This is a genomic window from Parasphingorhabdus flavimaris (genome assembly GCF_013371215.1).
Classification (GTDB): Bacteria; Pseudomonadota; Alphaproteobacteria; order Sphingomonadales; family Sphingomonadaceae; genus Parasphingorhabdus; species Parasphingorhabdus flavimaris.
The window spans coordinates 720,876-744,342 of record NZ_JABWMH010000003.1; the positions used below are offsets into that span (position 1 = coordinate 720,876).

Annotated in this window: 33 protein-coding genes and 1 pseudogene; 33 read left to right on the top strand and 1 reads right to left on the bottom strand. The window is 55.7% G+C overall.

The annotated features are described in order from the left end of the window. The first annotated feature begins 293 nt into the window (after positions 1 to 293). From rpsL to rimK, 31 genes and pseudogenes are all read left to right on the top strand, one after another. The gene (gene rpsL, locus HUO14_RS12315) at positions 294 to 665 is read left to right on the top strand and encodes a 30S ribosomal protein S12 (protein WP_176280091.1); all 372 of its coding nucleotides are present in this window, start codon (positions 294 to 296) and stop codon (positions 663 to 665) included. A gap of 22 nt (positions 666 to 687) precedes the next feature. Then, on the top strand, positions 688 to 1,158 hold the full coding sequence (gene rpsG, locus HUO14_RS12320) for a 30S ribosomal protein S7 (protein WP_176280092.1): 471 nt from the start codon (positions 688 to 690) through the stop codon (positions 1,156 to 1,158). A gap of 201 nt (positions 1,159 to 1,359) precedes the next feature. Continuing rightward, the gene (gene fusA, locus HUO14_RS12325; protein ID WP_176280093.1) at positions 1,360 to 3,453 is read left to right on the top strand and encodes an elongation factor G; all 2,094 of its coding nucleotides are present in this window, start codon (positions 1,360 to 1,362) and stop codon (positions 3,451 to 3,453) included. Positions 3,454 to 3,605: 152 nt separating this feature from the next. Next, positions 3,606 to 4,796 (top strand): elongation factor Tu, encoded by a 1,191-nt coding sequence (tuf, locus tag HUO14_RS12330; protein WP_176280094.1) that lies wholly within the window; start codon positions 3,606 to 3,608, stop codon positions 4,794 to 4,796. Positions 4,797 to 4,918: 122 nt separating this feature from the next. Next, on the top strand, positions 4,919 to 5,230 hold the full coding sequence (rpsJ, locus tag HUO14_RS12335; RefSeq protein WP_066744965.1) for a 30S ribosomal protein S10: 312 nt from the start codon (positions 4,919 to 4,921) through the stop codon (positions 5,228 to 5,230). A 197-nt stretch (positions 5,231 to 5,427) separates the two neighbouring features. Further along, positions 5,428 to 6,264: a 50S ribosomal protein L3 gene (gene rplC, locus HUO14_RS12340; RefSeq protein ID WP_176280095.1), complete on the top strand. Its 837-nt coding sequence runs from the start codon at positions 5,428 to 5,430 to the stop codon at positions 6,262 to 6,264. Positions 6,265 to 6,267: 3 nt separating this feature from the next. After that, positions 6,268 to 6,894, top strand: coding sequence for a 50S ribosomal protein L4 (gene rplD / locus HUO14_RS12345; RefSeq protein ID WP_176280096.1), 627 nt, complete (start codon positions 6,268 to 6,270; stop codon positions 6,892 to 6,894). Beyond that, on the top strand, positions 6,887 to 7,195 hold the full coding sequence (locus tag HUO14_RS12350; protein WP_067198324.1) for a 50S ribosomal protein L23: 309 nt from the start codon (positions 6,887 to 6,889) through the stop codon (positions 7,193 to 7,195). The genes rplD and HUO14_RS12350 overlap by 8 nt, the downstream gene beginning before the upstream one ends. Positions 7,196 to 7,201: 6 nt before the next feature. After that, positions 7,202 to 8,038 carry a 50S ribosomal protein L2 gene (gene rplB / locus HUO14_RS12355; protein WP_176280097.1) on the top strand — a complete coding sequence of 279 codons (837 nt, stop codon included), beginning with the start codon at positions 7,202 to 7,204 and terminating at the stop codon, positions 8,036 to 8,038. A gap of 2 nt (positions 8,039 to 8,040) precedes the next feature. Further along, complete coding sequence (gene rpsS, locus HUO14_RS12360) at positions 8,041 to 8,316, top strand: 30S ribosomal protein S19 (RefSeq protein WP_176280098.1); 276 nt, start codon at positions 8,041 to 8,043, stop codon at positions 8,314 to 8,316. Continuing rightward, on the top strand, positions 8,316 to 8,699 hold the full coding sequence (rplV, locus tag HUO14_RS12365; protein WP_176280099.1) for a 50S ribosomal protein L22: 384 nt from the start codon (positions 8,316 to 8,318) through the stop codon (positions 8,697 to 8,699). The genes rpsS and rplV overlap by 1 nt, the downstream gene beginning before the upstream one ends. 2 nt (positions 8,700 to 8,701) lie before the next feature. Then, the gene (rpsC, locus tag HUO14_RS12370; protein ID WP_176280100.1) at positions 8,702 to 9,403 is read left to right on the top strand and encodes a 30S ribosomal protein S3; all 702 of its coding nucleotides are present in this window, start codon (positions 8,702 to 8,704) and stop codon (positions 9,401 to 9,403) included. 24 nt (positions 9,404 to 9,427) lie between these two features. Continuing rightward, positions 9,428 to 9,859 (top strand): 50S ribosomal protein L16, encoded by a 432-nt coding sequence (rplP, locus tag HUO14_RS12375; protein WP_176280101.1) that lies wholly within the window; start codon positions 9,428 to 9,430, stop codon positions 9,857 to 9,859. Between the two features lie 5 nt (positions 9,860 to 9,864). Further along, on the top strand, positions 9,865 to 10,083 hold the full coding sequence (gene rpmC, locus HUO14_RS12380; RefSeq protein ID WP_217908003.1) for a 50S ribosomal protein L29: 219 nt from the start codon (positions 9,865 to 9,867) through the stop codon (positions 10,081 to 10,083). 9 nt (positions 10,084 to 10,092) lie between these two features. Beyond that, positions 10,093 to 10,344, top strand: a pseudogene (gene rpsQ, locus HUO14_RS16180) (30S ribosomal protein S17); the annotation flags it as partial. Positions 10,345 to 10,535: 191 nt separating this feature from the next. Further along, a complete protein-coding gene (rplN, locus tag HUO14_RS12390; RefSeq protein WP_067198338.1) occupies positions 10,536 to 10,904 on the top strand; it encodes a 50S ribosomal protein L14 in 369 nt (122 codons plus the stop codon). Between the two features lie 2 nt (positions 10,905 to 10,906). Continuing rightward, positions 10,907 to 11,230, top strand: a complete 324-nt coding sequence (gene rplX, locus HUO14_RS12395; RefSeq protein WP_176280103.1) for a 50S ribosomal protein L24 — start codon at positions 10,907 to 10,909, stop codon at positions 11,228 to 11,230. Then, positions 11,223 to 11,810 carry a 50S ribosomal protein L5 gene (gene rplE, locus HUO14_RS12400; RefSeq protein WP_067198341.1) on the top strand — a complete coding sequence of 196 codons (588 nt, stop codon included), beginning with the start codon at positions 11,223 to 11,225 and terminating at the stop codon, positions 11,808 to 11,810. Before rplX ends, rplE begins: the two co-directional genes overlap by 8 nt. A gap of 37 nt (positions 11,811 to 11,847) precedes the next feature. After that, positions 11,848 to 12,153: a 30S ribosomal protein S14 gene (rpsN, locus tag HUO14_RS12405; RefSeq protein WP_176280104.1), complete on the top strand. Its 306-nt coding sequence runs from the start codon at positions 11,848 to 11,850 to the stop codon at positions 12,151 to 12,153. Between the two features lie 12 nt (positions 12,154 to 12,165). Next, positions 12,166 to 12,561, top strand: a complete 396-nt coding sequence (rpsH, locus tag HUO14_RS12410; protein WP_176280105.1) for a 30S ribosomal protein S8 — start codon at positions 12,166 to 12,168, stop codon at positions 12,559 to 12,561. Between the two features lie 2 nt (positions 12,562 to 12,563). Continuing rightward, positions 12,564 to 13,097 carry a 50S ribosomal protein L6 gene (gene rplF / locus HUO14_RS12415; RefSeq protein WP_176280106.1) on the top strand — a complete coding sequence of 178 codons (534 nt, stop codon included), beginning with the start codon at positions 12,564 to 12,566 and terminating at the stop codon, positions 13,095 to 13,097. Between the two features lie 3 nt (positions 13,098 to 13,100). Further along, positions 13,101 to 13,454: a 50S ribosomal protein L18 gene (rplR, locus tag HUO14_RS12420; protein ID WP_176280107.1), complete on the top strand. Its 354-nt coding sequence runs from the start codon at positions 13,101 to 13,103 to the stop codon at positions 13,452 to 13,454. 1 nt (position 13,455) lies between these two features. Beyond that, a complete protein-coding gene (gene rpsE / locus HUO14_RS12425; protein WP_246255556.1) occupies positions 13,456 to 14,229 on the top strand; it encodes a 30S ribosomal protein S5 in 774 nt (257 codons plus the stop codon). Between the two features lie 5 nt (positions 14,230 to 14,234). Next, a complete protein-coding gene (gene rpmD, locus HUO14_RS12430) occupies positions 14,235 to 14,414 on the top strand; it encodes a 50S ribosomal protein L30 (RefSeq protein WP_176280108.1) in 180 nt (59 codons plus the stop codon). Between the two features lie 45 nt (positions 14,415 to 14,459). Further along, positions 14,460 to 15,014, top strand: a complete 555-nt coding sequence (gene rplO, locus HUO14_RS12435; protein ID WP_176280109.1) for a 50S ribosomal protein L15 — start codon at positions 14,460 to 14,462, stop codon at positions 15,012 to 15,014. Between the two features lie 199 nt (positions 15,015 to 15,213). Further along, positions 15,214 to 16,587 carry a preprotein translocase subunit SecY gene (gene secY, locus HUO14_RS12440; protein WP_176280110.1) on the top strand — a complete coding sequence of 458 codons (1,374 nt, stop codon included), beginning with the start codon at positions 15,214 to 15,216 and terminating at the stop codon, positions 16,585 to 16,587. 55 nt (positions 16,588 to 16,642) lie between these two features. Continuing rightward, positions 16,643 to 17,290 (top strand): adenylate kinase, encoded by a 648-nt coding sequence (locus HUO14_RS12445; protein WP_176280111.1) that lies wholly within the window; start codon positions 16,643 to 16,645, stop codon positions 17,288 to 17,290. 24 nt (positions 17,291 to 17,314) lie between these two features. Continuing rightward, positions 17,315 to 17,947 (top strand): hypothetical protein, encoded by a 633-nt coding sequence (locus HUO14_RS12450; RefSeq protein ID WP_176280112.1) that lies wholly within the window; start codon positions 17,315 to 17,317, stop codon positions 17,945 to 17,947. A 132-nt stretch (positions 17,948 to 18,079) separates the two neighbouring features. Further along, positions 18,080 to 19,435, top strand: coding sequence for an NADP-specific glutamate dehydrogenase (gdhA, locus tag HUO14_RS12455; RefSeq protein ID WP_176280113.1), 1,356 nt, complete (start codon positions 18,080 to 18,082; stop codon positions 19,433 to 19,435). Positions 19,436 to 19,484: 49 nt separating this feature from the next. Further along, on the top strand, positions 19,485 to 19,964 hold the full coding sequence (locus HUO14_RS12460) for an ATP-dependent zinc protease family protein (RefSeq protein ID WP_176280114.1): 480 nt from the start codon (positions 19,485 to 19,487) through the stop codon (positions 19,962 to 19,964). Positions 19,965 to 19,967: 3 nt separating this feature from the next. Beyond that, positions 19,968 to 20,873 carry a 30S ribosomal protein S6--L-glutamate ligase gene (gene rimK / locus HUO14_RS12465; RefSeq protein WP_176280115.1) on the top strand — a complete coding sequence of 302 codons (906 nt, stop codon included), beginning with the start codon at positions 19,968 to 19,970 and terminating at the stop codon, positions 20,871 to 20,873. Between the two features lie 149 nt (positions 20,874 to 21,022). Here rimK and HUO14_RS12470 read toward each other — a convergent pair whose 3' ends face one another. Then, positions 21,023 to 22,075 carry a succinylglutamate desuccinylase/aspartoacylase family protein gene (locus HUO14_RS12470; RefSeq protein WP_246255558.1) on the bottom strand — a complete coding sequence of 351 codons (1,053 nt, stop codon included), beginning with the start codon at positions 22,073 to 22,075 and terminating at the stop codon, positions 21,023 to 21,025. A 526-nt stretch (positions 22,076 to 22,601) separates the two neighbouring features. Here HUO14_RS12470 and rpsM point away from each other — a divergent pair. Both rpsM and rpsK read left to right on the top strand, forming a co-directional pair. Beyond that, positions 22,602 to 22,970 (top strand): 30S ribosomal protein S13, encoded by a 369-nt coding sequence (gene rpsM, locus HUO14_RS12475; protein WP_089132899.1) that lies wholly within the window; start codon positions 22,602 to 22,604, stop codon positions 22,968 to 22,970. A gap of 50 nt (positions 22,971 to 23,020) precedes the next feature. Next, complete coding sequence (gene rpsK / locus HUO14_RS12480; RefSeq protein ID WP_067198370.1) at positions 23,021 to 23,410, top strand: 30S ribosomal protein S11; 390 nt, start codon at positions 23,021 to 23,023, stop codon at positions 23,408 to 23,410. Positions 23,411 to 23,467 lie beyond the last annotated feature (57 nt).

Sequence of the window (23,467 nt, forward strand, 5' to 3'; positions counted from 1 at the left end):
AACCTTACTGATGTGGTGGAAATCAAATTCAATGGTGCAGTGCAGCAAAGGTGTGACCGGATGAGGCATTTTATGTGACGGTTCGGTAAAATCGGGATGACGCAAATGTGACCTAGCTTTTCGTCTCCATGTTGACGAACCGGCGAATCCCGTCTAAGGGGCGCGCTTCCGCTCCATCGGGTTCGCTCGATGCCGCAGAAAACTTACATAGGCAAAACACTTGCCGTCACAATGGACGGTGAGAGTAACCCCTGCTTCATGCAGGACCATTTCTACTATAAGGTGAAGACTTTATGCCAACGATTAACCAGCTCGTCCGTAAGGGACGGGTGGCCCAGAAGACGAAGTCCAAAGTGCCGGCCATGGAAGCCAACCCACAGAAACGTGGCGTTTGTACCCGTGTCTACACAACGACTCCAAAGAAACCAAACTCCGCTCTGCGTAAGGTTGCCAAGGTTCGCCTGACCAACCAGCGCGAGGTCATCAGCTATATTCCCGGTGAAGGTCATAACCTTCAGGAACATAGTGTTGTCCTGATCCGCGGCGGCCGTGTTCGCGATCTTCCCGGTGTGCGTTACCACGTACTGCGCGGCGTTCTCGATACCCAGGGTGTCAAGGACCGCAAGCAGAGCCGCTCGAAATATGGCGCCAAGCGTCCTAAATAATTCAGTTTCGGAGTTATAAGATATGTCACGTCGTCGTCGTCCCGAAAAACGGGTCATTTTACCCGATCCTAAATTCAAGGATCTCATCCTTTCGAAATTCATGAACAACCTGATGATGGATGGTAAGAAATCCACCGCAGAGCGCATCGTATATGGTGCCTTTGACAGCGTTGAAGCCAAGGCGAAGAAAGATCCCTTGCAACTGTTTCATGATGCTCTGAACAATATCAAGCCGGGCATCGAAGTTCGCAGCCGCCGTGTTGGTGGTGCGACCTATCAGGTTCCCGTCGAAGTGCGTCCCGAACGTGCGCAGGCTCTGGCAATCCGCTGGATGATCTCTGCCGCTCGCGGTCGCAGCGAAACCACAATGGCTGCGCGCCTGTCGGGTGAAATCCTCGATGCGTCGAACAACCGTGGCAACGCAGTGAAGAAGCGGGAAGAAGCGCACAAGATGGCGGAAGCCAACCGCGCGTTCGCTCACTACCGCTGGTAGTATAAGTTTAGACCGTTCGTCCTGGGCCTGTCGTAGGGCGCTTCTCGCCAGGGAAGCATATTCTCGATCGAGGCGCTTCAACAGGCTCAGTGCGAACGGACTTTTTGCCGTTAAAATACACCATCACAGGGCTGGCATTGTTCAGCCCATTTCACTATAGGGCAGCCAGAATTTGGTTCCCCACATACTGGAGTACAGACTATGGCACGCAGCCATCCGCTCGAACGATATCGCAATATCGGCATCATGGCCCATATTGACGCTGGTAAAACAACCACCACCGAACGTATTCTTTTCTATACGGGCAAGTCCTACAAGATCGGCGAAGTGCATGATGGCGCGGCGACGATGGACTGGATGGAGCAAGAGCAGGAGCGTGGTATTACCATTACCTCTGCTGCGACCACCTGTTTCTGGAATGCCGAAGACCGCAAGGGTCCCGAGCACCGGATCAACATCATCGATACGCCGGGCCATGTTGACTTCACGATTGAAGTCGAGCGTTCGCTGCGTGTGCTCGATGGCGCGGTAGCCTGTTTCGACGGCGTTGCCGGCGTTGAGCCGCAGTCCGAAACCGTGTGGCGCCAGGCTGACAAATATAAAGTGCCGCGGATGTGCTTCATCAACAAGCTCGACCGCACCGGCGCCAACTTCAAATTCTGCGTCGAGTCGATCATCGAGCGTCTCGGCGCGACGCCTGCTGTCCTGTATCTTCCGATCGGCATCGAAGCCGATCTGGTCGGTCTCGTCGATCTGGTGAACGAACGTTCGATCACCTGGAAGAACGAAGATCTCGGCGCTGAATATACTTATGGCGAAATTCCTGCGGACATGGCCGACGAAGCGGCCGAATATCGCGAGAAGCTGATCGAGCTTGCCGTCGAGCAGGACGATGACATCATGGAGCAGTATCTGGAAGGCAATCTGCCGGATGCGGCGACCCTGAAGTCGCTGATCCGCAAGGGTACGCTGAACCAGAGCTTCGTTCCCGTGCTGTGCGGCTCGGCGTTCAAGAACAAGGGTGTCCAGCCTTTGCTCGACGCGATTGTCGACTATATGCCAAGCCCGCTCGACGTTCCTGCCATTAAGGGCGTGAAGCTGGACGGCGAAACCGAAGACAGCCGTGAATCATCCGATGACGCGCCATTTTCGGCGCTTGCCTTCAAGGTCATGAACGATCCGTTCGTGGGAACCCTGACCTTCTGCCGCATCTATTCCGGCAAGCTGGAAAAGGGCACCGTGCTGAACTCGGTCAAGGACAAGAAGGAAAAAGTCGGCCGTATTCTCGAAATGCACTCCAATGACCGCAAGGACATTGAAGAGGCATTCGCAGGCGACATCGTTGCTCTGGCGGGTATGAAAACCACCACGACCGGCGATACGCTCTGCAATTCCGAGAAGCCGATCATTCTCGAGCGCATGGAATTCCCTGAGCCGGTTATCGAGCTCAGCGTTGAACCAAAGACCAAGGCCGACCAGGAGAAGATGGGTGTTGCCCTGAACCGTCTGGCTGCCGAAGATCCATCCTTCCGGGTGACGACTGACCACGAATCGGGTCAGACGATCATCAAGGGCATGGGCGAGCTTCACCTCGACATTCTCGTTGACCGCATGCGTCGCGAATTCAAGGTCGAAGCCAATGTCGGTGCGCCTCAGGTGGCCTATCGTGAATCGCTCGGCAAGGCGGTCGACCTCGACTACACGCATAAGAAACAGTCCGGCGGTTCCGGTCAGTTCGCGCGTATCAAGTTCGAAGTCACTCCGGGCGAGCGCGGCGCTGGCATCACCTTCAGCGACGAAGTCAAGGGCGGTAACATTCCGAAGGAATATATCCCGTCGGTTGAAAAAGGTATGCGCGAGACGGCTGAAACCGGTTCGCTGATCGGCTTCCCGATTATCGATTTCGACATTCGCGTATATGACGGCGCCTATCATGACGTTGATAGTTCGGCGCTGGCATTTGAAATCGCCGGTCGCGCAGCAATGCGCGAAGCGGCCCAGAAGTCCGGCATCAAGTTGCTTGAACCGATCATGAAAGTTGAAGTGATCACTCCGGAAGACTATCTTGGTGATGTGATCGGCGATCTCAACTCTCGCCGTGGTCAAATCCAGGGTACAGACACACGCGGTATCGCCCAGGCTGTGGACGCCATGGTGCCGCTGGCCAACATGTTCGGTTATGTGAATGAGTTGCGTTCCTTCAGTCAGGGACGTGCACAATATTCGATGCAATTTTCTCACTATGAGGAAGTGCCGAGCAACGTGGCCGAAGAGATCAAGGAGAAAATGGCTTAACCGCCACTCCTTTTCGAGGTAACGCGCTTTCCTTTTGCGTTGGCCTGACGGGAAAACCGCCAGACCGGCAAAAGGGTGTTGACAGAATTAGAGAGTCTCGCCAAAGCGCGGCGCAGACTATCAAGACGATAGAAAATCAGAGGTAATATAAAATGGCTAAAGAGAAGTTTGAGCGGAACAAGCCGCACTGCAACATCGGAACCATCGGTCATGTTGACCATGGCAAAACGACGTTGACCGCGGCGATCACCAAAGTGCTTGCTGAATCCAGTGGCGGTACCGCCGTTGACTTCGCAAATATCGACAAAGCGCCTGAAGAGCGTGAGCGCGGCATCACCATTTCGACGGCCCACGTTGAATATGAAACCGAAGCCCGTCACTATGCGCACGTCGATTGCCCAGGACATGCCGACTATGTGAAGAACATGATTACCGGTGCTGCTCAGATGGATGGCGCCATTCTCGTGGTTAACGCTGCTGACGGCCCAATGCCACAGACCCGTGAGCACATCCTGCTCGCTCGTCAGGTTGGTGTTCCTGCACTCGTTGTCTTCATGAACAAGGTCGACCAGGTCGATGATGAAGAACTGCTTGAGCTGGTTGAAATGGAAATCCGCGAACTGCTTTCCTATTATGACTTCGACGGCGACGCCATTCCTGTTGTATCCGGTTCTGCGCTGGCTGCTCTCGAAGGCCGCGACGACGAAATCGGCAAGAACAAGATTCTTGAACTGATGAAAGCTGTCGACGAAGCCATTCCACAGCCAGAGCGTCCAGTCGACCAGGCATTCCTGATGCCAATCGAAGACGTGTTCTCGATCTCCGGTCGTGGTACGGTTGTTACCGGCCGTGTTGAAACCGGCATCGTCAATGTTGGTGACGAATGTGAAATCGTCGGTATCAAAGATACCACGAAGACCACCGTTACCGGCGTTGAAATGTTCCGCAAGCTGCTCGACTCCGGTCAGGCTGGCGACAACATCGGTGCCTTGATCCGTGGCGTTGACCGTGAATCGGTTGAACGTGGTCAGGTTCTCTGCAAGCCGGGTTCGATTACCCCGCACACAGAATTCTCGGCTGAAGTTTATGTGTTGTCGAAAGACGAAGGCGGCCGTCACACGCCATTCTTCGCCAACTATCGTCCACAGTTCTACTTCCGCACGACCGACGTAACCGGCGAAGTGATCCTTCCTGAGGGCACCGAGATGGTTATGCCAGGTGATAACGTCACCATCGGCGTGAAACTGATTGCTCCAATCGCTATGGATCCAGGTCTTCGCTTCGCTATTCGCGAAGGTGGCCGTACTGTTGGATCAGGGGTTGTCAGCAACGTAACAAAGTAATATAGAAACGCCTCGCTGCCCGGATCGGTGATTCGGGCAGCCAGATTTTTCGCCGCTCCGGCTTTTTTCGTTAGAAAATCGGGGCGGTTTATTTTTGGCTCTTTGACATTGGTAACAGGTACATGGAAACGCAGAATATTCGCATCCGCTTGAAGGCATTCGACCATCGGGTTCTGGATCAGGCAACCGGCGATATCGCTGATACTGCACGCCGCACTGGCGCGCTCATTCGTGGACCGATACCTTTGCCAACGCACATTGAAAAATTCACCGTAAACCGCGGACCGCACGTGGACAAAAAGTCCCGCGAGCAGTTCGAGGTGCGGACCTACAAAAGGTTGCTCGATATCGTGCAGCCGACCCCGCAGACGGTCGATGCTTTGATGAAGCTCGACCTTGCTGCTGGTGTGAATGTCGAGATCAAGCTGGCCTAAGCCACTTGATCAGCGATGCCCGCCATTGGCGGGGATCCAGACGAACGACAGGATACCGCCGGATTTAACCGGGCAGCGTCCTCCGTCTCGTTCCGAAAGTTTCGGAACAATTACAGCCCGGACGGGGTGACGCATGACAATTTGGGCTGGCAAGCCGGACGAAATGGTTCGTTCGGCCTCTGTGAAGGAGATTGATCGTGCGTACAGGCGTGATCGCGAAAAAAATGGGGATGACCCGCTTGTTTCAGGAAGATGGTCGGCACGTGCCGGTAACCGTTCTTTCCCTGGAAGAATGTCAGGTTGTCGGAGCCCGCAATCAAGAACGTGATGGCTATTTTGCCGTTCAGCTTGGTGCTGGTGCCCGTAAAGCGAAAAATGTAAATAAGCCGCAGCGTGAAGCTTTTGCCAAGGCAGAAGTTGAGCCAAAAGCGCGAGTTGCCGAATTCCGGGTCGATAGCGAAGATGCTTTGCTCCCCATCGGTGCTACCGTGACTGCAGACCACTTCATTGCCGGCCAGATGGTTGATATCCAGGGTGTTACCCAGGGTAAAGGCTTCGCCGGTGCGATGAAGCGCTGGGGTTTCGGCGGTATGCGCGCAACTCATGGTGTTTCCATCTCTCACCGTGCCCACGGTTCTACTGGTCAAAACCAGGATCCGGGCAAGGTGTTCAAGGGCAAGAAAATGGCCGGTCACATGGGCGCGAGAAATCGTACCCAGCAGAATCTGGAAATCGTCCGTACAGACGCCGCTCGCGGTTTGATCTTTGTGCGCGGCAGCGTTCCCGGTTCCAAGGGTGGCTGGCTTCTGGTTAAAGATGCAGTGAAAGTTGCTCTTCCCGAAGGCGTTCCATTCCCGGGTGCCATGCGCCGCAACGCGGATGAAACGAAAACGGAAGACGCGCCTGCAGGCATGATCGAAGCGGATGCAGCGATCGAAGCGCCAGCTAGCCCGACCGATGCAGAAGTAGCGGCAGCAGCTGCGGCTCCAGCAGAGAAATCTGATGCTGCAGATGATGCAGGGAAGGAGGGCTAAGCCATGAAATTGAAAGTGATAACCCTCGACGCCAAAGCCAAGGGCGACATCGAATTGAACGATGACGTTTTCGGTATCGAAGCGCGTGCAGATATTCTTCACCGTGTCGTTAACTGGCAGCGCGAAAAAGCACGCGGGACGGCTCGTCCGACCCGTGAGCGTTCGGACGTTGCCCGGACCGGCAAGAAGTACGGCAATCAGAAGGGCGGCGGTACAGCTCGTCATGGCGACCGTCGTGCTCCGATCTTCATCGGTGGTGGTAAAGCCCACGGTGCCCGCAAGCGTGATTTCAATCCTTCGCTGAACAAGAAAGTTCGCGCATTGGGTCTGAAGATGGCGCTGAGCGACAAGGTCAAAAACGAAAATCTGATCGTGCTTGAAAATATTGATTTGAAGGAAGCCAAAACACAGGCGCTTCTGGCCAATATCGCAAAGCTTGGTTTCGGCAAATCTGCACTGATCATGGATGGTGATGTTGTGAATGACGCTTTCTCGAAAGCATCGAACAACATTCCACGCATCAACGTGATGTCAGCTGCCGGTGCCAATGTTTATGACATTTTGAACCATGAAACCCTGGTGCTGACGCGCGCAGCGGTAGAAAAGCTGGAGGCGCGCTTCAATGGCTAAAAAAGAAGCTGTCGATATCCGTCATTATGACGTGATTGTTGGCCCGCACATCACCGAAAAATCAACCTTGCTCAGCGAACATAACGCTGTGGTGTTCAAAGTTGCGAACACGGCAACCAAGCCGCAGATCAAGGCAGCCATCGAGGCGTTGTTTGATGTCAAAGTCAAGAACGTCAACACGCTGGTGCAAAAGGGCAAGACCAAGAAGTGGAAGGGTCGTCCCTACACTCGTAACGACATCAAGAAGGCTGTTGTCACTTTGGCCGAAGGCCAGACCATTGACATCACCACGGGAGTTTAAGGGCACATGGCATTAAAATCCTATAAACCGACGAGCCCCGCCCGGCGTGGTCTTATCCTGGTCGACAAGAGCGGCCTGTGGAAAGGCAAGCCTGTCAAGAAGCTTGTCGAAGGCAAGAACAAGACGGGTGGCCGGAACAACAAGGGTCATGTTACATCGCGCGGCATCGCCGGCGGTCACAAGCAACGCTATCGTCTGATCGATTTCAAGCGGCGCAAGTGGGACATGGCGGCTACGGTCGAGCGGATCGAATATGATCCCAACCGCACTGCCTTTATCGCGCTGTTGAAATATGAAGACGGCGAACTGGCCTATATCATTGCACCGCAGCGTCTCGACGTTGGCGACAGCGTGATTGCCGGTCACAAGACCGACGTGAAGCCGGGTAACGCGATGCTATTGTCGCAGATGCCCGTCGGTACGATCGTCCACAATGTCGAAATGAAGCCAGGTAAGGGCGGCCAGATCGCTCGTTCCGCCGGTGCTTATGTCCAGATTGTCGGTCGTGATCGCGGTATGATCATTGTTCGCCTCAAGAGCGGCGAGCAACGTTACCTGCGCTCCGATTGCATGGCGACCGTTGGCGCGGTTTCCAACCCCGACAATTCGAACCAGAATTTCGGCAAGGCAGGCCGCACCCGCTGGAAGGGACGTCGTCCTCTTACCCGCGGTGTTGCAAAGAACCCAGTCGATCACCCGCATGGTGGTGGTGAAGGTCGGACATCCGGTGGTCGTCATCCAGTGACGCCATGGGGTAAACCAACCAAGGGTGCTCGTACCCGTAGCAACAAATCGACTGACAAGATGATCATCCGGTCGCGTCACGCGAAGAAGAAGAGGTAAGCATGGCTCGTTCCATCAAAAAAGGTCCATTTGTTGACCTCCACCTGCTGAAAAAAGCGCAGACTGCGCAGGAAAACAATGCTCGTACCCCGATCAAGACCTGGTCGCGTCGTTCTACTGTTCTTCCTGACTTTGTCGGCCTGACCTTCAGCGTTTACAACGGCATGAAGTTCATCCCGGTTTCGGTGAATGAAGACATGGTCGGTCACAAGCTTGGCGAGTTCGCTCCAACGCGTAACTACTACGGCCATGGCGCTGACAAAAAAGGCAAGAAATAATGGGTAAGGCATCATCACCCCGCCGCGTTGGCGACAATGAAGCTTTGGCTGTCGGCAATTCCATTCGTGGTTCTGCCCAGAAGCTGAACTTGGTTGCTCAATTGATCCGTGGCCACAAGGCTGGCGACGCGCTGAACATCCTTTCCTTCTCGAAGAAGGCGATGGCAAAAGACGTCAGCAAGGTTCTGGCTTCGGCTATCGCCAATGCCGAGAATAATCACAATCTGGATGTCGATGCTTTGATCGTTCACGAAGCGAGCGTCGGCAAGTCAATCACGATGAAGCGCTGGAAAGCGCGTGCTCGTGGTCGTTCAGCCAAGATTATCAAGCCATTTAGCCGCGTCCGCATTGTCGTGCGCGAGCATGAAGAGGAAGAGGCGTAACCATGGGTCAAAAGAGTAATCCTATCGGGCTTCGCCTGCAGATCAACCGGACCTGGGATAGTCGCTGGTATGCGGAAGGTTCCAATTACGGCGAGCTCTTGATGGAAGACATCAAGATGCGCAAATTCATCTTTAAAGAACTGCCTCAGGCAGCGATTTCAAAGGTTGTCATCGAGCGCCCGGCCAAGAATTGCCGCGTTTCTATCTATGCTGCCCGTCCTGGTGTGATCATCGGGAAAAAAGGCGCGGATATCGAAAAGCTGCGTCGCAAGCTGAGCGAAATGACGTCGAGCGACGTTTCGCTGAACATCGTCGAAATCCGCAAGCCGGAAGTTGACGCGAAGCTGGTGGCTCAGGGCATTGGTGATCAGCTGATCCGCCGTGTTGCATTCCGGCGCGCCATGAAGCGCGCAGTGCAGTCTGCATTGCGCCTTGGTGCCGAAGGTATTAAAATTGTTTGTGGTGGCCGTTTGGGCGGCGCGGAAATCGCGCGGGTTGAATGGTATCGCGAAGGCCGCGTGCCGCTCCATACGCTGCGCGCCAATATCGACTATGCTGAATATGAAGCGCTGACCGCTTACGGCATCATCGGTATCAAGGTCTGGATTTTCAAAGGCGAAATATTGGGTCACGATCCAATGGCTCAGGATCGGTTGAACGTGGAAGCACAGACTTCCGGCGTCCGTCCGCAGCACCAACGTTGATATTTGAGGAATAGGTAGAGCATCATGCTGCAACCCAAGAAACATAAATTCCGCAAGGCTTTCAAAGGCCGGATTAAAGGTAAGGCGCCAGGCGGTGCTACTCTGAACTTCGGCAGCTATGGCCTGAAAGCCATGGAACCGGACCGGATTACCGCCCGTCAGATCGAAGCGGCTCGCCGCGCGATCACGCGTCACATCAAACGTCAGGGCCGGTTGTGGATCCGGATTTTTCCCGACGTGCCAGTATCCAAGAAGCCTGCCGAAGTTCGTCAGGGTAAAGGTAAGGGCTCGGTTGAATATTGGGCTGCTCGGGTCAAGCCAGGTCGGATTTTGTTCGAACTGGACGGCGTTCCCGGACCGATAGCAGCAGTCGCTTTCGAGCGGGCAGCGATGAAGCTCCCGATCAAGACAAAGGTTGTGGCCCGCCTCGGCGATACGTCACATCTGGAAGGTTAAGGTAGATGAGCATTAAGACAGAAGATTTGCGGACCAAAACCGACGATGAACTCGGGGCGGAACTGGGCGAACTGAAGCGCGAGGCATTCAACCTGCGTTTTCAGGCTGCGACCAACCAGCTCGAAAAGCCAAGCCGGACCCGCGAAGTGCGTCGCACGATCGCCCGGATCAAAACATTGCAGGCCGAGCGTGCAAACGCGGCGACCGCAGAAGCTAAGGCGTAAGGAACCGATATGCCAAAACGTATTCTCACCGGCACGGTTGTGTCAGACAAGGGCGACAAGACAGTTGTCGTCAATGTCGAACGCAAGGTGAAGCACCCGCTTTACGGAAAAATTATCCGGCGCTCGAAAAAATATCATGCGCATGATGAAAATAACGAGATCAGCATGGGTGAAACCGTGCGTATCGAGGAAACGCGTCCGATTTCCAAGTTGAAGACCTGGAAAGTTCTGGAGCGGGTCGGCGCAGCAGCCGGTGTAGCAACACCGACCGTCAGCGAGATTACGGCTAGCGATCCGAAAGACGAAAAGGTCAAGGCGCCAGTGAAGCCACAGGCTGAACCCGCTGCCGAAGAAAAGGCCGCAGGCGAATAATTAGAATATCCCGGTAGGTACCGGGGTGACGACGTAGGAAACGCCCGGTTCGCCGGGTTTATGAAGAAGGAATTGGATCCATGATCCAGATGCAATCGAACCTGGAGGTCGCTGACAATAGCGGAGCCAAACGCGTGCAGTGCATCAAGGTGCTGGGCGGCTCTAAGCGTCGCTTTGCCGGCGTTGGCGACATCATTGTTGTGTCGATCAAGGAAGCTGCTCCACGCGGCAAGGTCAAGAAGGGCGACGTTCACCGGGCGGTGATCGTGCGCACGAAGAAAGACATCCGTCGCAAGGACGGCTCGGTCATTCGCTTTGACAGCAATGCAGCGGTTCTGGTCAACAACAACCAGGAGCCAATCGGCACCCGCATTTTTGGCCCCGTGGTTCGTGAACTGCGTGCGAAAAAGCATATGAAAATCATCAGCCTTGCGCCGGAGGTAATCTAATCATGGCCAACGCAAAGATCAAAAAAGGCGACACCGTTGTTGTTCTGTCCGGCAAGGACAAGGGCAAGTCGGGTGAAGTCAGCAAAGTGATGCCGAAGGATGGCAAGTGCATCGTTTCGGGCATCAACATTGCTGTTCGTCACCGCAAGCCGACCCAGGCAAACCCTCAGGGTGGCCTCGAGCGGCGCGAAGCAGCGATGCACATCAGCAAAGTGGCTCTGGCGGATCCGAAAGACGGCAAGCCGACGCGGGTCCGATTTGAAAAGACAGAAGACGGAAAGATGCAGCGTATCGCTGTAAAGTCCGGGGAGAAAGTCGATGGCTGATAAAAAATATATCCCACGCATGCGCACCAAATATGACGAGGAAATCGTCAAAGCGATGCAGGAAAAATTCAACTATTCCAATCACATGGAAGTTCCTCGGATCTCGATGATCACGATCAACATGGGTGTGGGCGAAGGCAGTCAGGACAAGAAAAAAGTCGCGACCGCAGCCGCAGAAATGGAATTGATTGCTGGTCAGAAGCCAGTGATTACCAAGGCGAAAAACTCGATCGCGACGTTCAAGTTGCGTGAAGGCATGCCAATTGGTTGCAAAGTCAATCTGCGTCGGGAACGGATGTACGAATTCATCGATCGTCTGGTGACCGTGGCTATGCCGCGTATCCGAGATTTTCGTGGTCTGAATCCGAAAAGCTTTGACGGCCGTGGCAATTTCGCCATGGGTCTGAAAGAGCAGATCATTTTCCCGGAAATCGCCTATGACAACATCGATGTTGTCCGCGGCATGGACGTGATCGTAACGACGACCGCAAAAACAGACGACGAAGCGCGTGCGCTTTTGGCACTATTTGGTTTCCCGTTCCCTAAAGAGGAACAATCGGAAGAAAAAGAAGCCGCGTGAGCGCGCTTCATAATACGGAAGGACGAGAACTTAAGTCATGGCGAAACTGAGTTCCATTAACAGAAACGAAAAACGCAAGCGGATGGTGAAGAAATACGCCGGCCGTTATGCGAAATTGAAGGCTATGGCAGCAGACCAGTCTCTTGATGAGACCGAGCGTCTGATGGCACGCCTCAAGATGGCGGAAATACCGCGCAATGCGAATCCAACCCGCGTGCGCAACCGCTGTGAAACCACAGGACGGCCGCGCGGCTATTACCGCAAATTCCGCCTGTGCCGTATCGAGCTGAGAGACATGGCCAACAAAGGTCTGATTCCCGGCGTAACGAAATCAAGCTGGTAAGGGAGAGATAATATGGCTTTTACCGATCCCTTGGGTGACATGCTCACCCGTATCCGTAACGGACAACAGGCGCGCAAAGACAGCGTGGTAACTCCTGCGTCCAAATTGCGTGGTGCCGTCCTCGAAGTGTTGCAGCGCGAAGGTTATATTCGTGGCTACAGCGAAGAAGAGGTCAACAAGCACCCCGGTCTGCGGATTGAATTGAAATATTTTGAAGGCGAGCCGGCTATCCGCCACGTGGCCCGCGTTTCAAAGCCTGGTCGTCGCGTCTATAGCGGTTCGGAAGATCTGCCACGGGTTCGCAATGGCCTGGGCATAACAATCGTATCGACGCCCAAAGGTGTTTTGTCTGACGCAGAAGCGCGTCATGCAAAGGTCGGCGGCGAAGTACTGGCTGAGGTATTCTAATCATGTCCCGTATTGGCAAAAAATCAGTAGCTATTCCGGACGGCGTCACCGCTGTGATGGAAGATGGTCTGGTCAAGATCAAAGGACCCAAGGGCGAACTTACGACCCCGATGTCTGACGATCTGACCTATGAACTGAGCGACGGCGGTTTGCAGGTTATGCCGGCAAACAAGTCGAAAACCGCACGTGCCTTCTGGGGCATGCAGCGTACGCTGGTCCAGAATCTGGTCGAAGGCGTAACCGCCGGGTTCACCAAGGTTCTGGAAATCAACGGCGTTGGTTATCGTGCAGCCGCTCAGGGCAAGAACCTCAACCTGCAGCTCGGTTACAGTCACGACGTCAATTTTGCGATCCCGGACGGTATCGAAATCAAGACGCCTGACCAGACGACCATCGAAATTTCCGGCATGGACAAGCAAAAAGTTGGCCAGGTCGCTGCTGAAATCCGGCGCTGGCGCAAGCCCGAGCCGTATAAAGGCAAGGGTATCAAATATCGCGGCGAATATATTTTCCGCAAAGAAGGGAAGAAGAAATAAGCCATGGCGAATATTTCTCAGTTCAAACGGCGCCAGCAACGCGTACGCAGCAAATTGCGCAAGCGCGGGCTCTCAAAGCCTCGTTTGTCCGTGCATCGCACGAGCCGGCATATCTATGCTCAGGTTATCGACGATGCCGAGGGCAAAACGCTGGCTTCCGCTTCGACCATCGACAAGGCGTCCAAAGTCAAGACCGGTGCGGATAGCAATGCTGCCGCCGATGTTGGCAAGCGCGTTGCCGAAGCAGCCAAGAAGGCTGGCGTTAAAGAAGTAATTTTTGACCGTGGCGGGTTCCTGTTTCACGGACGTGTGAAGGCTCTGGCCGACGCAGCACGTGAAGGCGGATTGGAGTTTTAATATGGCCGAAGAGAACACAACACCAGACGGCGCGGCAAAGCCAGGCACGACAGGCGAGGGCAATCAGCCTGCGGCTGCTGTAGCGGCTGAAGCCAAAACCGGTGGCGCTCCCGATCGTCCAGCACGCGGTGGAAACCGTGGCGGCGGCGGTGGCAACCGCGACAACCGCGGCGGCGGTCGCGACAATCGTGGCGGCGGACGCAACAACAACCGTGGTGGCCGTGGCAACAATGACGGCGGCGAAGAGCTGATCGAGAAATTGGTCCACATCAACCGTGTTTCGAAGACTGTTAAGGGCGGTAAGCGCTTCGGTTTCGCAGCATTGGTCGTGGTTGGCGACGGCAAGGGCCGCGCCGGTTTCGGCAAGGGCAAGGCGCGTGAAGTGCCGGAAGCCATTACCAAGGCTACTGCTGCAGCGAAAAAGGCCATGGTTCGTGTGCCGCTTCGTGAAGGTCGTACCCTGCACCATGACGGCACTGGCCAGTTTGGCGCCGGTAACGTGACTGTTCGTTCGGCACCTGCCGGTACCGGTATTATTGCTGGTGGCCCAATGCGTGCTGTTTTCGAAAGCCTCGGCGTTTCCGACGTTGTGACCAAGTCGAACGGTACAGCCAATCCTTACAACATGATCCGCGCGACTTTTGCCGCGCTAGCAGATCAGTCGAGCCCGAAAGCTGTTTCGCAGCGTCGCGGCAAGAAAGTTACTGACCTGCTCGCACGTGCTGGCGGTTCGGCTGCTGAAGTGGCAGCAGATGCTGCGGCAGTTACGGAGTAATTTTGATGGCTAAAATTAAAATCAAGCAGATCGGATCTCCGATCCGTCGTCCGGAATCGCAGCGCAAGACGCTGATCGGTCTCGGTCTCAACAAGATGCACCGTGTTTCCGAACTGGAAGATACCCCTGAAGTCCGGGGTATGATCGGCAAAGTACATCATCTGGTGGAAGTTGTTGAAGGGTAACACCCGACACTTCCGTGCGAATAAAAGCGAAAGCGAGTACAAGACATGAAATTAAACGAACTTAAAGACAATGATGGCGCGCGCAAATCGCGCATGCGTATTGGCCGCGGCATTGGCTCGGGCAAAGGCAAAACCGGCGGACGTGGCCAAAAAGGTCAGAAATCGCGCTCCGGTGTAGCTATCAAGGGCTTTGAAGGTGGCCAGATGCCACTCCACATGCGTCTTCCAAAGCGCGGTTTCAACAACCCGTTCGGCACAGACTATGCGGAAGTGAACCTGGGCATGATCCAGAAATTCATCGACAGCAAGAGCCTCGACGGCAAAGGCACGATCGATCACGCGACTTTGAAAGCCGCTGGTCTGGCTCGTGGCGGCAAGGACGGCGTCCGTCTGCTGGCCAAGGGCGAATTGAAAGCCAAGATCACGATCGCCGTTGCAGGCGCTTCCAAAGCGGCTGTTGCAGCGGTTGAAAAAGCCGGCGGCAAGGTCGAAATTCTTCCAGCGGGTGGCGAACGCCGTCCCAAGGGCGAGAAAAAGGCTGTTGCTTCCAAGCCAGCCCGCGAGAAAAAAGCCGCTAACCGCGCGAAAAACAAAGATTGATCTTCGAGAGGCGCTAGTTTTAGCGCCTCTTTTTCTGGCCCCTTGTTTTTGTCGGACTAACATCCGATATGGGGCGGGTTGCATAGCTTTATATCCAGCTATTCATCTCCGGAGATTGCACCATACGCAATAGTTGGAGATGGGCTTCTGCCCAGGCAGAGGCGCGTGGCAAACTAATTTTGGGGCAGGGAAGTCAAGCATGGCATCAAGAGCCGATCAGGTCGCAGCCAATCTAAGCCTGGCGAAATTCGGGCAAGCTACCGAATTGCGCAAACGTATCTGGTTTACACTCGGTGCGCTCGTCATTTTCCGCCTGCTCAGCTTCGTACCGCTGCCGGGTGTGGATCCGGTCGTACTGGCTGATCTTTATGACCAGACCCGTGGCGGCGTTCTCGACATCTTCAACACTTTCTCTGGCGGTTCGCTGGAGCGGATGAGTCTGATCGCTCTGGGTGTGATGCCCTATATTACCGCGTCGATCGTGGTTCAGCTGGCCGCGGCCTTGTCGCCCACGCTGGCCGCCATCAAGAAAGACGGCGAAGCAGGCCGCAAGAAACTCAATCAATATACCCGCTATGGTACGGTCGGCCTGACCGCCGTCCAGGGCTATTTCATCGCCGTCGGCCTGGAAAGCTTTGCGTCCCAGTCGGGGCTGCAGGCGGTCGTCGAACCCGGATATATGTTCCGCATCGGCGCGGTTATCAGTCTGGTCGGCGGAACGCTGTTCCTGATGTGGCTGGGTGAGCAGATCACCAGCCGCGGTATCGGCAACGGTATTTCCCTGATCATCATGGCCGGCATTGTCGCCCAGATGCCTACGTTTGTCGGCAACCTGCTCGAAGGCAGCCGCAGCGGATCGTTTAGCCCGTTGCTGATCGTCGGTTTGATCGCGATGGTTGTCGGGCTGGTATTGTTCATCTGTTTCATGGAGCGCGCGCAGCGTCGGGTTCTCATTCAATATCCCAAGCGCGCAACCCAGCACGGGGTTATGCAGGCCGATCGCAGCCATCTGCCGCTGAAGGTCAACACCGCCGGTGTTATCCCGCCGATTTTCGCATCTTCCTTGTTGTTGATGCCGCTGACGGTGAGCCAGTTTGCCGGCAACGCGACGGCAGGCGAATCCGCCTTTGGTGATTTTGTGATCACCCTCAACCAGTATCTCGCGCACGGCCAGCCGCTTTACATGGCGCTCTATGCGGCAGGGATCATCTTCTTCTGCTTCTTCTACACCGCGGTTGTCTTCAACCCGGAAGAGACCGCCGAGAATCTCAAGAAAAACGGCGGCTTCATTCCCGGCATTCGTCCGGGCAAGAATACGGCCGATTATCTGGATTATGTCCTCACCCGGATTACCGTGGTCGGTGCCGCCTATCTGGCGCTGGTCTGTGTTCTGCCGGAATATGTCATGGCGCAAACCAATCTGCCGATTTTCTTCCTTGGCGGAACAAGCCTGCTGATCATCGTCAACGTGACGGTCGATACGGTGACCCAGATCCAGAGCCACTTGCTGGCGCTGCAATATGGGGATTTGCTCAAGAAAGCGAAACTCAAGGGCGGTCGCCGTAGACGCTAGGGTCTGAACGCGCTAGTTCCAGATCAGAATCATTTCACGACACAGGGGTTATTTCATGGACATCATCTTGTTGGGACCTCCTGGTGCCGGGAAGGGTACCCAGGCTAGCCGTCTTGAAAATGAGCATGGCATGGTACAATTATCCACCGGCGACATGCTGCGGGCAGCGGTAAAGGCGGGTACAGAAGTGGGCCTGAAGGCCAAGGCACTGATGGATGCTGGCGAACTGGTTCCTGACGAAGTGGTCTCGGGCATCATTGGTGACAAGCTCGACGAGCTCGGTCCCGACAAAGGCGTGATCTTTGACGGTTATCCCCGGACGGCGGCGCAAGCGGCGTCGCTCGACGAAATCCTGGCGGCAAGAAACCGTTCGCTATCCTATGTGATCGAACTGGCGGTCGACGAAGATGCTCTGGTCGAACGCATCGTTGGCCGGTTCACCTGCGGCAATTGCGGGGAAGGCTATCACGACACGTTCAAGCAGCCCGCCAAGGAAGGCGTCTGCGATGTCTGCGGCTCGACCGAATTCAAACGGCGCCCGGACGACAATGAAGATACCGTCCGCACCCGGATGCAGGAATATCGCGCCAAGACAGCGCCGATCCTGCCGATCTACGAAGCGCGCGGCATCGTGCGCAAGGTTAACGGCATGGGCAGCATGACGGAAGTCAATGACGCGATCGAGGCGGTTCTTTCGCTCTAGGCGGTTTTCACAGGAGGCATGGCGATGATCAAGCAGGCAAACCGGATCTTTCTGGCGATAGCCGCGCTGACGGCCATGACCAGCGCCCGGGCCGAAGTAACCAATAGCGCCGACAACGGCTTCACGGTCCAGCATCAGACGGTCATTGCCGGCGACAGCGAAGCGGTCTGGAAGGCGATGGTCATGCCTTCGCGCTACTGGAACGGTGACCACAGCTGGTCCGGCAATGCCGAGAATTTCTATCTGATCCCTCAGGCGGGCGGCTGTTTCTGCGAGCTGATCCGCACGACCGCGGATGACAATATCAAATCCTCCGAGGGCAGCGTTCAGCATATGCGCGTGATTTACGCCCATGAAAACAAGATGCTCCGTCTTTCCGGCGCGCTCGGGCCTTTGCAGGGTGAAGCGGTAACCGGGACATTGACGATGCAGCTGCAGCCGCAAGGCGAGACCACGGTAGCGCGGTTCACCTACAAGGTTGGCGGCTATATGGAATTTCCTGTCGACGAGATTGCTCCCGCCGTGGATTCGGTGATCGGAGAACAGCTTTCGCGCCTGTCTGCCCTGTTCGCAGACGCTGCCAATGCTGAGCCCGGCGCGCCGGAGGATGGCGGCGATGCAGCAGGCGATGGTCCGGCAGACGACGACCAGAACTGATTCCTTCCTGATGTCTGGGGGTTTACAACCCGGCCTAATAGTTGAATGGTAGTTTCATGGTTGCTGCCGGTGTGAGGAGATCGCCAGTGATGTTCGGGTCGTGCTGATATTCACTTTCCAGGGGGTTAGACTATGGCTGTATCCGATCATGTAGATTTTCCGACATTCATGGAGGGCGTCAAGAAGCGCAATCCGGGCCAGCCTGAATTTGTTCAGGCGGTGCAGGAAGTCGCGATGGACATTTTCGATTTCATCGAAGACAAAGAAGCATATCATACAGCTCAGATTTTGCGGCGCATCGCCGAACCCGACCGGGTCGTATCGTTCCGGGTCTGCTGGGAAGACGACAATCACAATGTCCGTGTCCAGCGCGGTTTCCGGATCCAGAATAACAACGCGATCGGCCCCTATAAAGGCGGCATCCGTTTCCACCCGAGCGTGACCGAAAGCGTGCTGAAATTTCTGGCGTTTGAACAGACTTTCAAAAACTCGCTGACCGGACTGCCCATGGGCGGCGGCAAGGGCGGCGCGAACTTCAACCCCAAGGGAAAATCCGACGGAGAAGTCATGCGCTTCTGCCAGTCCTTCATGACCGAACTATATCGTCATATCGGTCCGGACACGGATGTTCCTGCCGGCGATATCGGCGTCGGCGGCCGCGAGATCGGCTATATGTTCGGCCAGTACAAGCGCATCACCAACCGCTGGGAAGGCGTGCTGACCGGCAAAGGCATCGAATATGGCGGGTCGCAGATGCGTCCCGAAGCAACCGGCTATGGCGCGGTTTATTTCATGGAAAACATGCTCAAGCATCGCAACGACGCGATCGCTGGCAAGACCGCGGTTATTTCCGGTTCGGGCAACGTTGCTACCCACGCAGCGGAGCAGATTACCAAGCAGGGCGGCAAGGTCCTCACGCTCTCCGACAGCGGCGGCTTCATCCACGATCCTGACGGTATCGACCAGGAGAAGATCGACTGGGTCAAGCATCACAAGACGCATACCAGAGGCCGGATCAGCGAATATGCCGATCATTTCACCGGCGCATCCTATCACGAAGGCGCACGCCCCTGGAGCGTACCATGCGATCTGGCATTGCCATGCGCCACCCAGAATGAACTGAACGAAACGGAAGCCAAGGAACTGGTCGCCAATGGCGTGATGGCAGTGTCCGAAGGCGCGAACATGCCGACCACGCTGGAAGGTGTTCATGTCTTCCACGATGCCAAGATCATGTACGGTCCGGGCAAAGCGGCCAATGCCGGCGGTGTGGCTGTGTCAGGGCTCGAAATGAGCCAGAATGCGGAGCGGATCAGCTGGAACCACGCGCGGCTTGGCGAGATGCTCACCGATCTGATGGAAGGCATCCACGGCAAATGCGTCGAATATGGTGATCAGGGCGATGGCTATGTCGACTATGTGAAGGGCGCCAATATCGCGGGCTTCAAGAAAGTCGCCGATGCCATGCTTGCTTATGGTGTCGTCTAGACCATAATTATCTTGCGCAAAAAAGCGCCATCGGCCAAATCATCGGCCGATGGCGCAAGCACAAAACCCTAAAGCGAAACGGCTTCCTAAGAAACTCAAGGAGCCGTGCGAAATCGGTTGGTGCGAGCTGATTGACATCCCCGGTCTGGGGGTCGTGAATCTTCACGCCAAGGTCGATACCGGAGCAGCGACCTCTTCGCTCCACGCCACCCGGATCAAGCCATTTGAAAAAGATGGCCAGCAATTTGTGAAATTTACCATCCCCATGGGGTCGGGGATTGCCGATCACCAATGCGAGGCGCGGGTCTATGGCCAGCGCAGAATTAAGAGTAGCAATGGTGTCATGCAAACCCGTTATGTGATAGAGACAGTCATGAAGCTCGGACCACTGGAGTGGCTCGGGCATATGACACTTGCAAATCGGCAGTCGATGATATTTCCGGTCCTGATCGGACGCAGGGCACTGAAGCGGGGATTTCTCGTCAACAGTGCCAAGCGCTGGATGCTGGGCCGGCACGAAGAAAGATAATTTATGAAGATCGCCATGCTCGCGCGAAACCCGAATCTCTACTCGCACAAACGACTGGTGCAGGCAGCAGAAGAACGGGGGCATACGCTCGATATATTGAATACCACCCGCTGCACGGTGAATATCGCCAGTCACCGGCCGACCATCACCTATGATGGTCACAGGCTTGAAGGCTATGAAGCGGTTATTCCGCGGATCGGCGCGTCGATCACCAACTATGGCACCGCGGTGCTGCGCCAGTTTGAAATGGCCGGTGTCTGGCCGCTCAACGAAAGCGTCGCCATTGGCCGCAGCCGCGACAAGCTGCGCTCGATGCAGATATTGTCCAAATATGGACTCGGTCTGCCGCTGACGGCCTATGCCAACGATCCGAAACAGGCCGAAGAGATTATCAAGGCGGTCAACGGCCCGCCGGTGGTGATCAAGCTGCTGGAAGGCACGCAAGGCATTGGCGTGGTTCTCGCCGAGACGATGTCGAGCGCCAAGTCGGTGATCGAGGCCTTTCGCGGTGCCAATGTGAACATATTGGTGCAGGAATTCATCAAGGAAGCCGGCGGCACCGATATCCGGGCGCTGGTCGTCGGCGGCAAGGTGGTCGCCGCCATGAAGCGCACCGGTGCGCCGGACGATTTCCGCTCCAACCTGCATCGCGGCGGCAGCGCCCAGATCGTCAAGATCACGCCCGAGGAGCGGTCAACCGCCTTGCGCGCGGCCAAGCATATGGGGCTGAATGTCTGCGGCGTCGACATGTTGCGGTCCAATCACGGTCCTGTGATCATGGAAGTGAACAGCTCGCCCGGTCTCGAAGGCATCGAGAATGCCACCGGCAAGGATGTCGCGGGCCAGATTATCGAATTTATCGAGAAAAATGCCAAGCCCGGGAAGACCAAGACGCGCGGGCAGGGGTGATGGCTATGCCGGGCGATGCTGCATAATGCAGGTCCGTCCGGCACAGGCAGGCGCTTGATTGGCGGAGGCGGTCCCGGGCGGGATATCATTCGCTGTCGGCACGAGCCTCAAGCGTTTGCATTCTGTTGGCGCAAAGCCCGTTAGCTGATCTAGATCACTTCATCCTCGTCCAGCAGCTGGTTGCTGGTGATCGCGTCCTCGATTTTCTCGAGCCGCTCTCCGACCGTATCGAAAATCCGCACCTCGGCGATGTGGAGCAGGGCGTCGCCCTGGTTGACGACCGGCAGATTGCTGTGGCCGATGACGATCCCGTCGACCGGGGAGAGTATGGCTTCTTCGCCGTCGCCGAAAATATCGCTGATGCAGGCGACCATGTCGCCCTTGTGGACCTTGCTGCCGGACGGCGAGATCATGCGACAGATGCCGCCCCGCGTCGAGCGCAGCCACACCGTGCGGGTGGCCTGGGCGGGTGGTACCCCGCGCTTGCCGAGCCGCTTGGTGTCGATCATCCCGAGTTTTTTCAGCACCCGCAAGATACCGTTGACTCCGGTCAGGACGGAAAACTCGTCGAACCGCAGCGCTTCTCCGGCTTCCATGAGCAGCATGTCGACACCGGCTTCCCTCGCCAGCGCGCGCAGCGAGCCGGGGCGCAGCTCCGCTTCGATAACCACCGGCGGCCCGAATTCGAGAGCCAGTTCCCTGAGTTCCGGATTGCCCGAGGCGATCCGGATCTGTGGCAGGTTATAACGGTGCTGCGCGGCACTGTGGATGTCGATGCCCAGAGAGCAATGATCGATAATCTCGGTCGAGAAAATATTGGCCAGTTGCGATGCGAGCGAGCCTTTCTCGGTGCCCGGGAAGGACCGGTTGAGATCGCGGCGGTCGGGCAGGTAGCGGCTGTGGGTGATAAAGCCGAACATATTGACGACCGGCACGAATATCACCGTGCCGGACATGCGGCCCGGATGGAGTTTCTTCATCACCCGCCGGATGATCTCGGTGCCGATGATTTCATCGCCGTGGATCGCCGCGCTGACAAAGATCGTAGGGCCGGTGCGCTTGCCGTGAAACACGCGCACTTCCATATTGGCCTGCATGCCGGCGGAAAGGTCGCTGATCGGAATCGCGATGTCGCCGGTCTTGCCCGGAGCTATTCTGGTGCCGCTAATCTCGAAAAGATCATATTTGTTACGGATGGTCAAACTTGCCCCCAATCTGTCCCATTCTATTCCGAGCGTCCCGCTGGTTTTGCAAGGTAAAAGAGGCTGCAGGGCAGGCGGCACGCATTTCGATATGATGGTGAACCGGGTCAAATCGACCTATGCATCGTTGGCGCTGCACCTCGGCCGAATGCAATTTCGGTCGGGATGGCTTTGTAGGCCATTTCTTTTGCGACGCTATTGCGCTTTCCGGGACGAAATATAACGGGGTGGGTGACCTCGCACCCTTCGGCACCGCCCGCCTGGCAATGTTTATTGCAATAATTGCCGAGCAACTTGTTATAGAAGGATAAAAGCAAACATCATTTTCTTAAGATTTGATGATCGCGTCATTCCTGCGCTTGACAGCGCGCGCGACTCCTCCTACTTCACAGCTATTCGAAATCCAACACAACCGGCAGCGCCCTTCGTGCGTCCGCTGGTTTTGTGCGTTTTGGGTGTGTTTTTAACGACTTGGCTATGAGATAGGTGCCGGCGAATCGGTCCCTGTGGAGCATGGAGAAAAATATTGGCACGTATTGCTGGGGTAAATATCCCAACTAACAAGCGCGTAATCATTGCGCTGACCTACATTCACGGTATCGGACGCACTGCTGCGGCTGAAATTGTTGAGAAATTGAAGATTGATCCGACCCGTCGGGTTCAGGACCTTACCGATCAGGAAATCTTGCACATTCGTGAAACGATTGATGCCGAACATACGGTTGAAGGCGATTTGCGGCGTGAAGTTGCAATGAACATTAAGCGTTTGATGGATCTGGCCTGCTATCGCGGCCTGCGTCATCGTAAAGGCCTGCCGGTTCGCGGACAGCGTACGCATACCAATGCGCGCACCCGCAAAGGCAAGCCCAAGGCGATTGCTGGCAAAAAGAAATAAGACTTGTCTCCGGATGAGTATCTTCAAGATATTAGGTAGGAATTTATCACATGGCACGCGAACCGCAGCGCATAAAAAAGAGCGCGCGCAAAAATATTTCGGCAGGCGTAGCGCACGTCAATGCCACTTTTAACAACACGATGGTCACCATCACCGATGCACAGGGCAATGCGATCAGCTGGTCCTCGGCAGGCATGATGGGCTTCAAAGGCTCTCGTAAGTCGACACCATATGCAGCTCAGGTTGCAGCGGAAGACGCCGGTAAAAAAGCAGCCGACCACGGTGTGCGTACGCTTGAAGTAGAAGTGAAAGGCCCCGGCTCCGGTCGTGAATCCGCCCTTCGTGCGCTTCAGGCAGTTGGTTTCACGATCACCTCGATCCGTGACGTGACACCGATCCCGCATAACGGTGTTCGTCCATCCAAAAGACGTCGGGTCTAATTACCGCCTGAGCTTTCGAGGCAGGCAGGCTGGCCGGTCTCACATTTTTACATTCAG

Coding starts and splice junctions, on each gene's coding strand:
- rpsL (WP_176280091.1), top strand. CDS start 294: ATGCCAACGATTAACCAGCTCGTCCGTAAGGGACGGGTGGCCCAGAAG.
- rpsG (WP_176280092.1), top strand. CDS start 688: ATGTCACGTCGTCGTCGTCCCGAAAAACGGGTCATTTTACCCGATCCT.
- fusA (WP_176280093.1), top strand. CDS start 1,360: ATGGCACGCAGCCATCCGCTCGAACGATATCGCAATATCGGCATCATG.
- tuf (WP_176280094.1), top strand. CDS start 3,606: ATGGCTAAAGAGAAGTTTGAGCGGAACAAGCCGCACTGCAACATCGGA.
- rpsJ (WP_066744965.1), top strand. CDS start 4,919: ATGGAAACGCAGAATATTCGCATCCGCTTGAAGGCATTCGACCATCGG.
- rplD (WP_176280096.1), top strand. CDS start 6,268: ATGAAATTGAAAGTGATAACCCTCGACGCCAAAGCCAAGGGCGACATC.
- HUO14_RS12350 (WP_067198324.1), top strand. CDS start 6,887: ATGGCTAAAAAAGAAGCTGTCGATATCCGTCATTATGACGTGATTGTT.
- rplB (WP_176280097.1), top strand. CDS start 7,202: ATGGCATTAAAATCCTATAAACCGACGAGCCCCGCCCGGCGTGGTCTT.
- rpsS (WP_176280098.1), top strand. CDS start 8,041: ATGGCTCGTTCCATCAAAAAAGGTCCATTTGTTGACCTCCACCTGCTG.
- rplV (WP_176280099.1), top strand. CDS start 8,316: ATGGGTAAGGCATCATCACCCCGCCGCGTTGGCGACAATGAAGCTTTG.
- rpsC (WP_176280100.1), top strand. CDS start 8,702: ATGGGTCAAAAGAGTAATCCTATCGGGCTTCGCCTGCAGATCAACCGG.
- rplP (WP_176280101.1), top strand. CDS start 9,428: ATGCTGCAACCCAAGAAACATAAATTCCGCAAGGCTTTCAAAGGCCGG.
- rpmC (WP_217908003.1), top strand. CDS start 9,865: ATGAGCATTAAGACAGAAGATTTGCGGACCAAAACCGACGATGAACTC.
- rplN (WP_067198338.1), top strand. CDS start 10,536: ATGATCCAGATGCAATCGAACCTGGAGGTCGCTGACAATAGCGGAGCC.
- rplX (WP_176280103.1), top strand. CDS start 10,907: ATGGCCAACGCAAAGATCAAAAAAGGCGACACCGTTGTTGTTCTGTCC.
- rplE (WP_067198341.1), top strand. CDS start 11,223: ATGGCTGATAAAAAATATATCCCACGCATGCGCACCAAATATGACGAG.
- rpsN (WP_176280104.1), top strand. CDS start 11,848: ATGGCGAAACTGAGTTCCATTAACAGAAACGAAAAACGCAAGCGGATG.
- rpsH (WP_176280105.1), top strand. CDS start 12,166: ATGGCTTTTACCGATCCCTTGGGTGACATGCTCACCCGTATCCGTAAC.
- rplF (WP_176280106.1), top strand. CDS start 12,564: ATGTCCCGTATTGGCAAAAAATCAGTAGCTATTCCGGACGGCGTCACC.
- rplR (WP_176280107.1), top strand. CDS start 13,101: ATGGCGAATATTTCTCAGTTCAAACGGCGCCAGCAACGCGTACGCAGC.
- rpsE (WP_246255556.1), top strand. CDS start 13,456: ATGGCCGAAGAGAACACAACACCAGACGGCGCGGCAAAGCCAGGCACG.
- rpmD (WP_176280108.1), top strand. CDS start 14,235: ATGGCTAAAATTAAAATCAAGCAGATCGGATCTCCGATCCGTCGTCCG.
- rplO (WP_176280109.1), top strand. CDS start 14,460: ATGAAATTAAACGAACTTAAAGACAATGATGGCGCGCGCAAATCGCGC.
- secY (WP_176280110.1), top strand. CDS start 15,214: ATGGCATCAAGAGCCGATCAGGTCGCAGCCAATCTAAGCCTGGCGAAA.
- HUO14_RS12445 (WP_176280111.1), top strand. CDS start 16,643: ATGGACATCATCTTGTTGGGACCTCCTGGTGCCGGGAAGGGTACCCAG.
- HUO14_RS12450 (WP_176280112.1), top strand. CDS start 17,315: ATGATCAAGCAGGCAAACCGGATCTTTCTGGCGATAGCCGCGCTGACG.
- gdhA (WP_176280113.1), top strand. CDS start 18,080: ATGGCTGTATCCGATCATGTAGATTTTCCGACATTCATGGAGGGCGTC.
- HUO14_RS12460 (WP_176280114.1), top strand. CDS start 19,485: ATGGCGCAAGCACAAAACCCTAAAGCGAAACGGCTTCCTAAGAAACTC.
- rimK (WP_176280115.1), top strand. CDS start 19,968: ATGAAGATCGCCATGCTCGCGCGAAACCCGAATCTCTACTCGCACAAA.
- rpsK (WP_067198370.1), top strand. CDS start 23,021: ATGGCACGCGAACCGCAGCGCATAAAAAAGAGCGCGCGCAAAAATATT.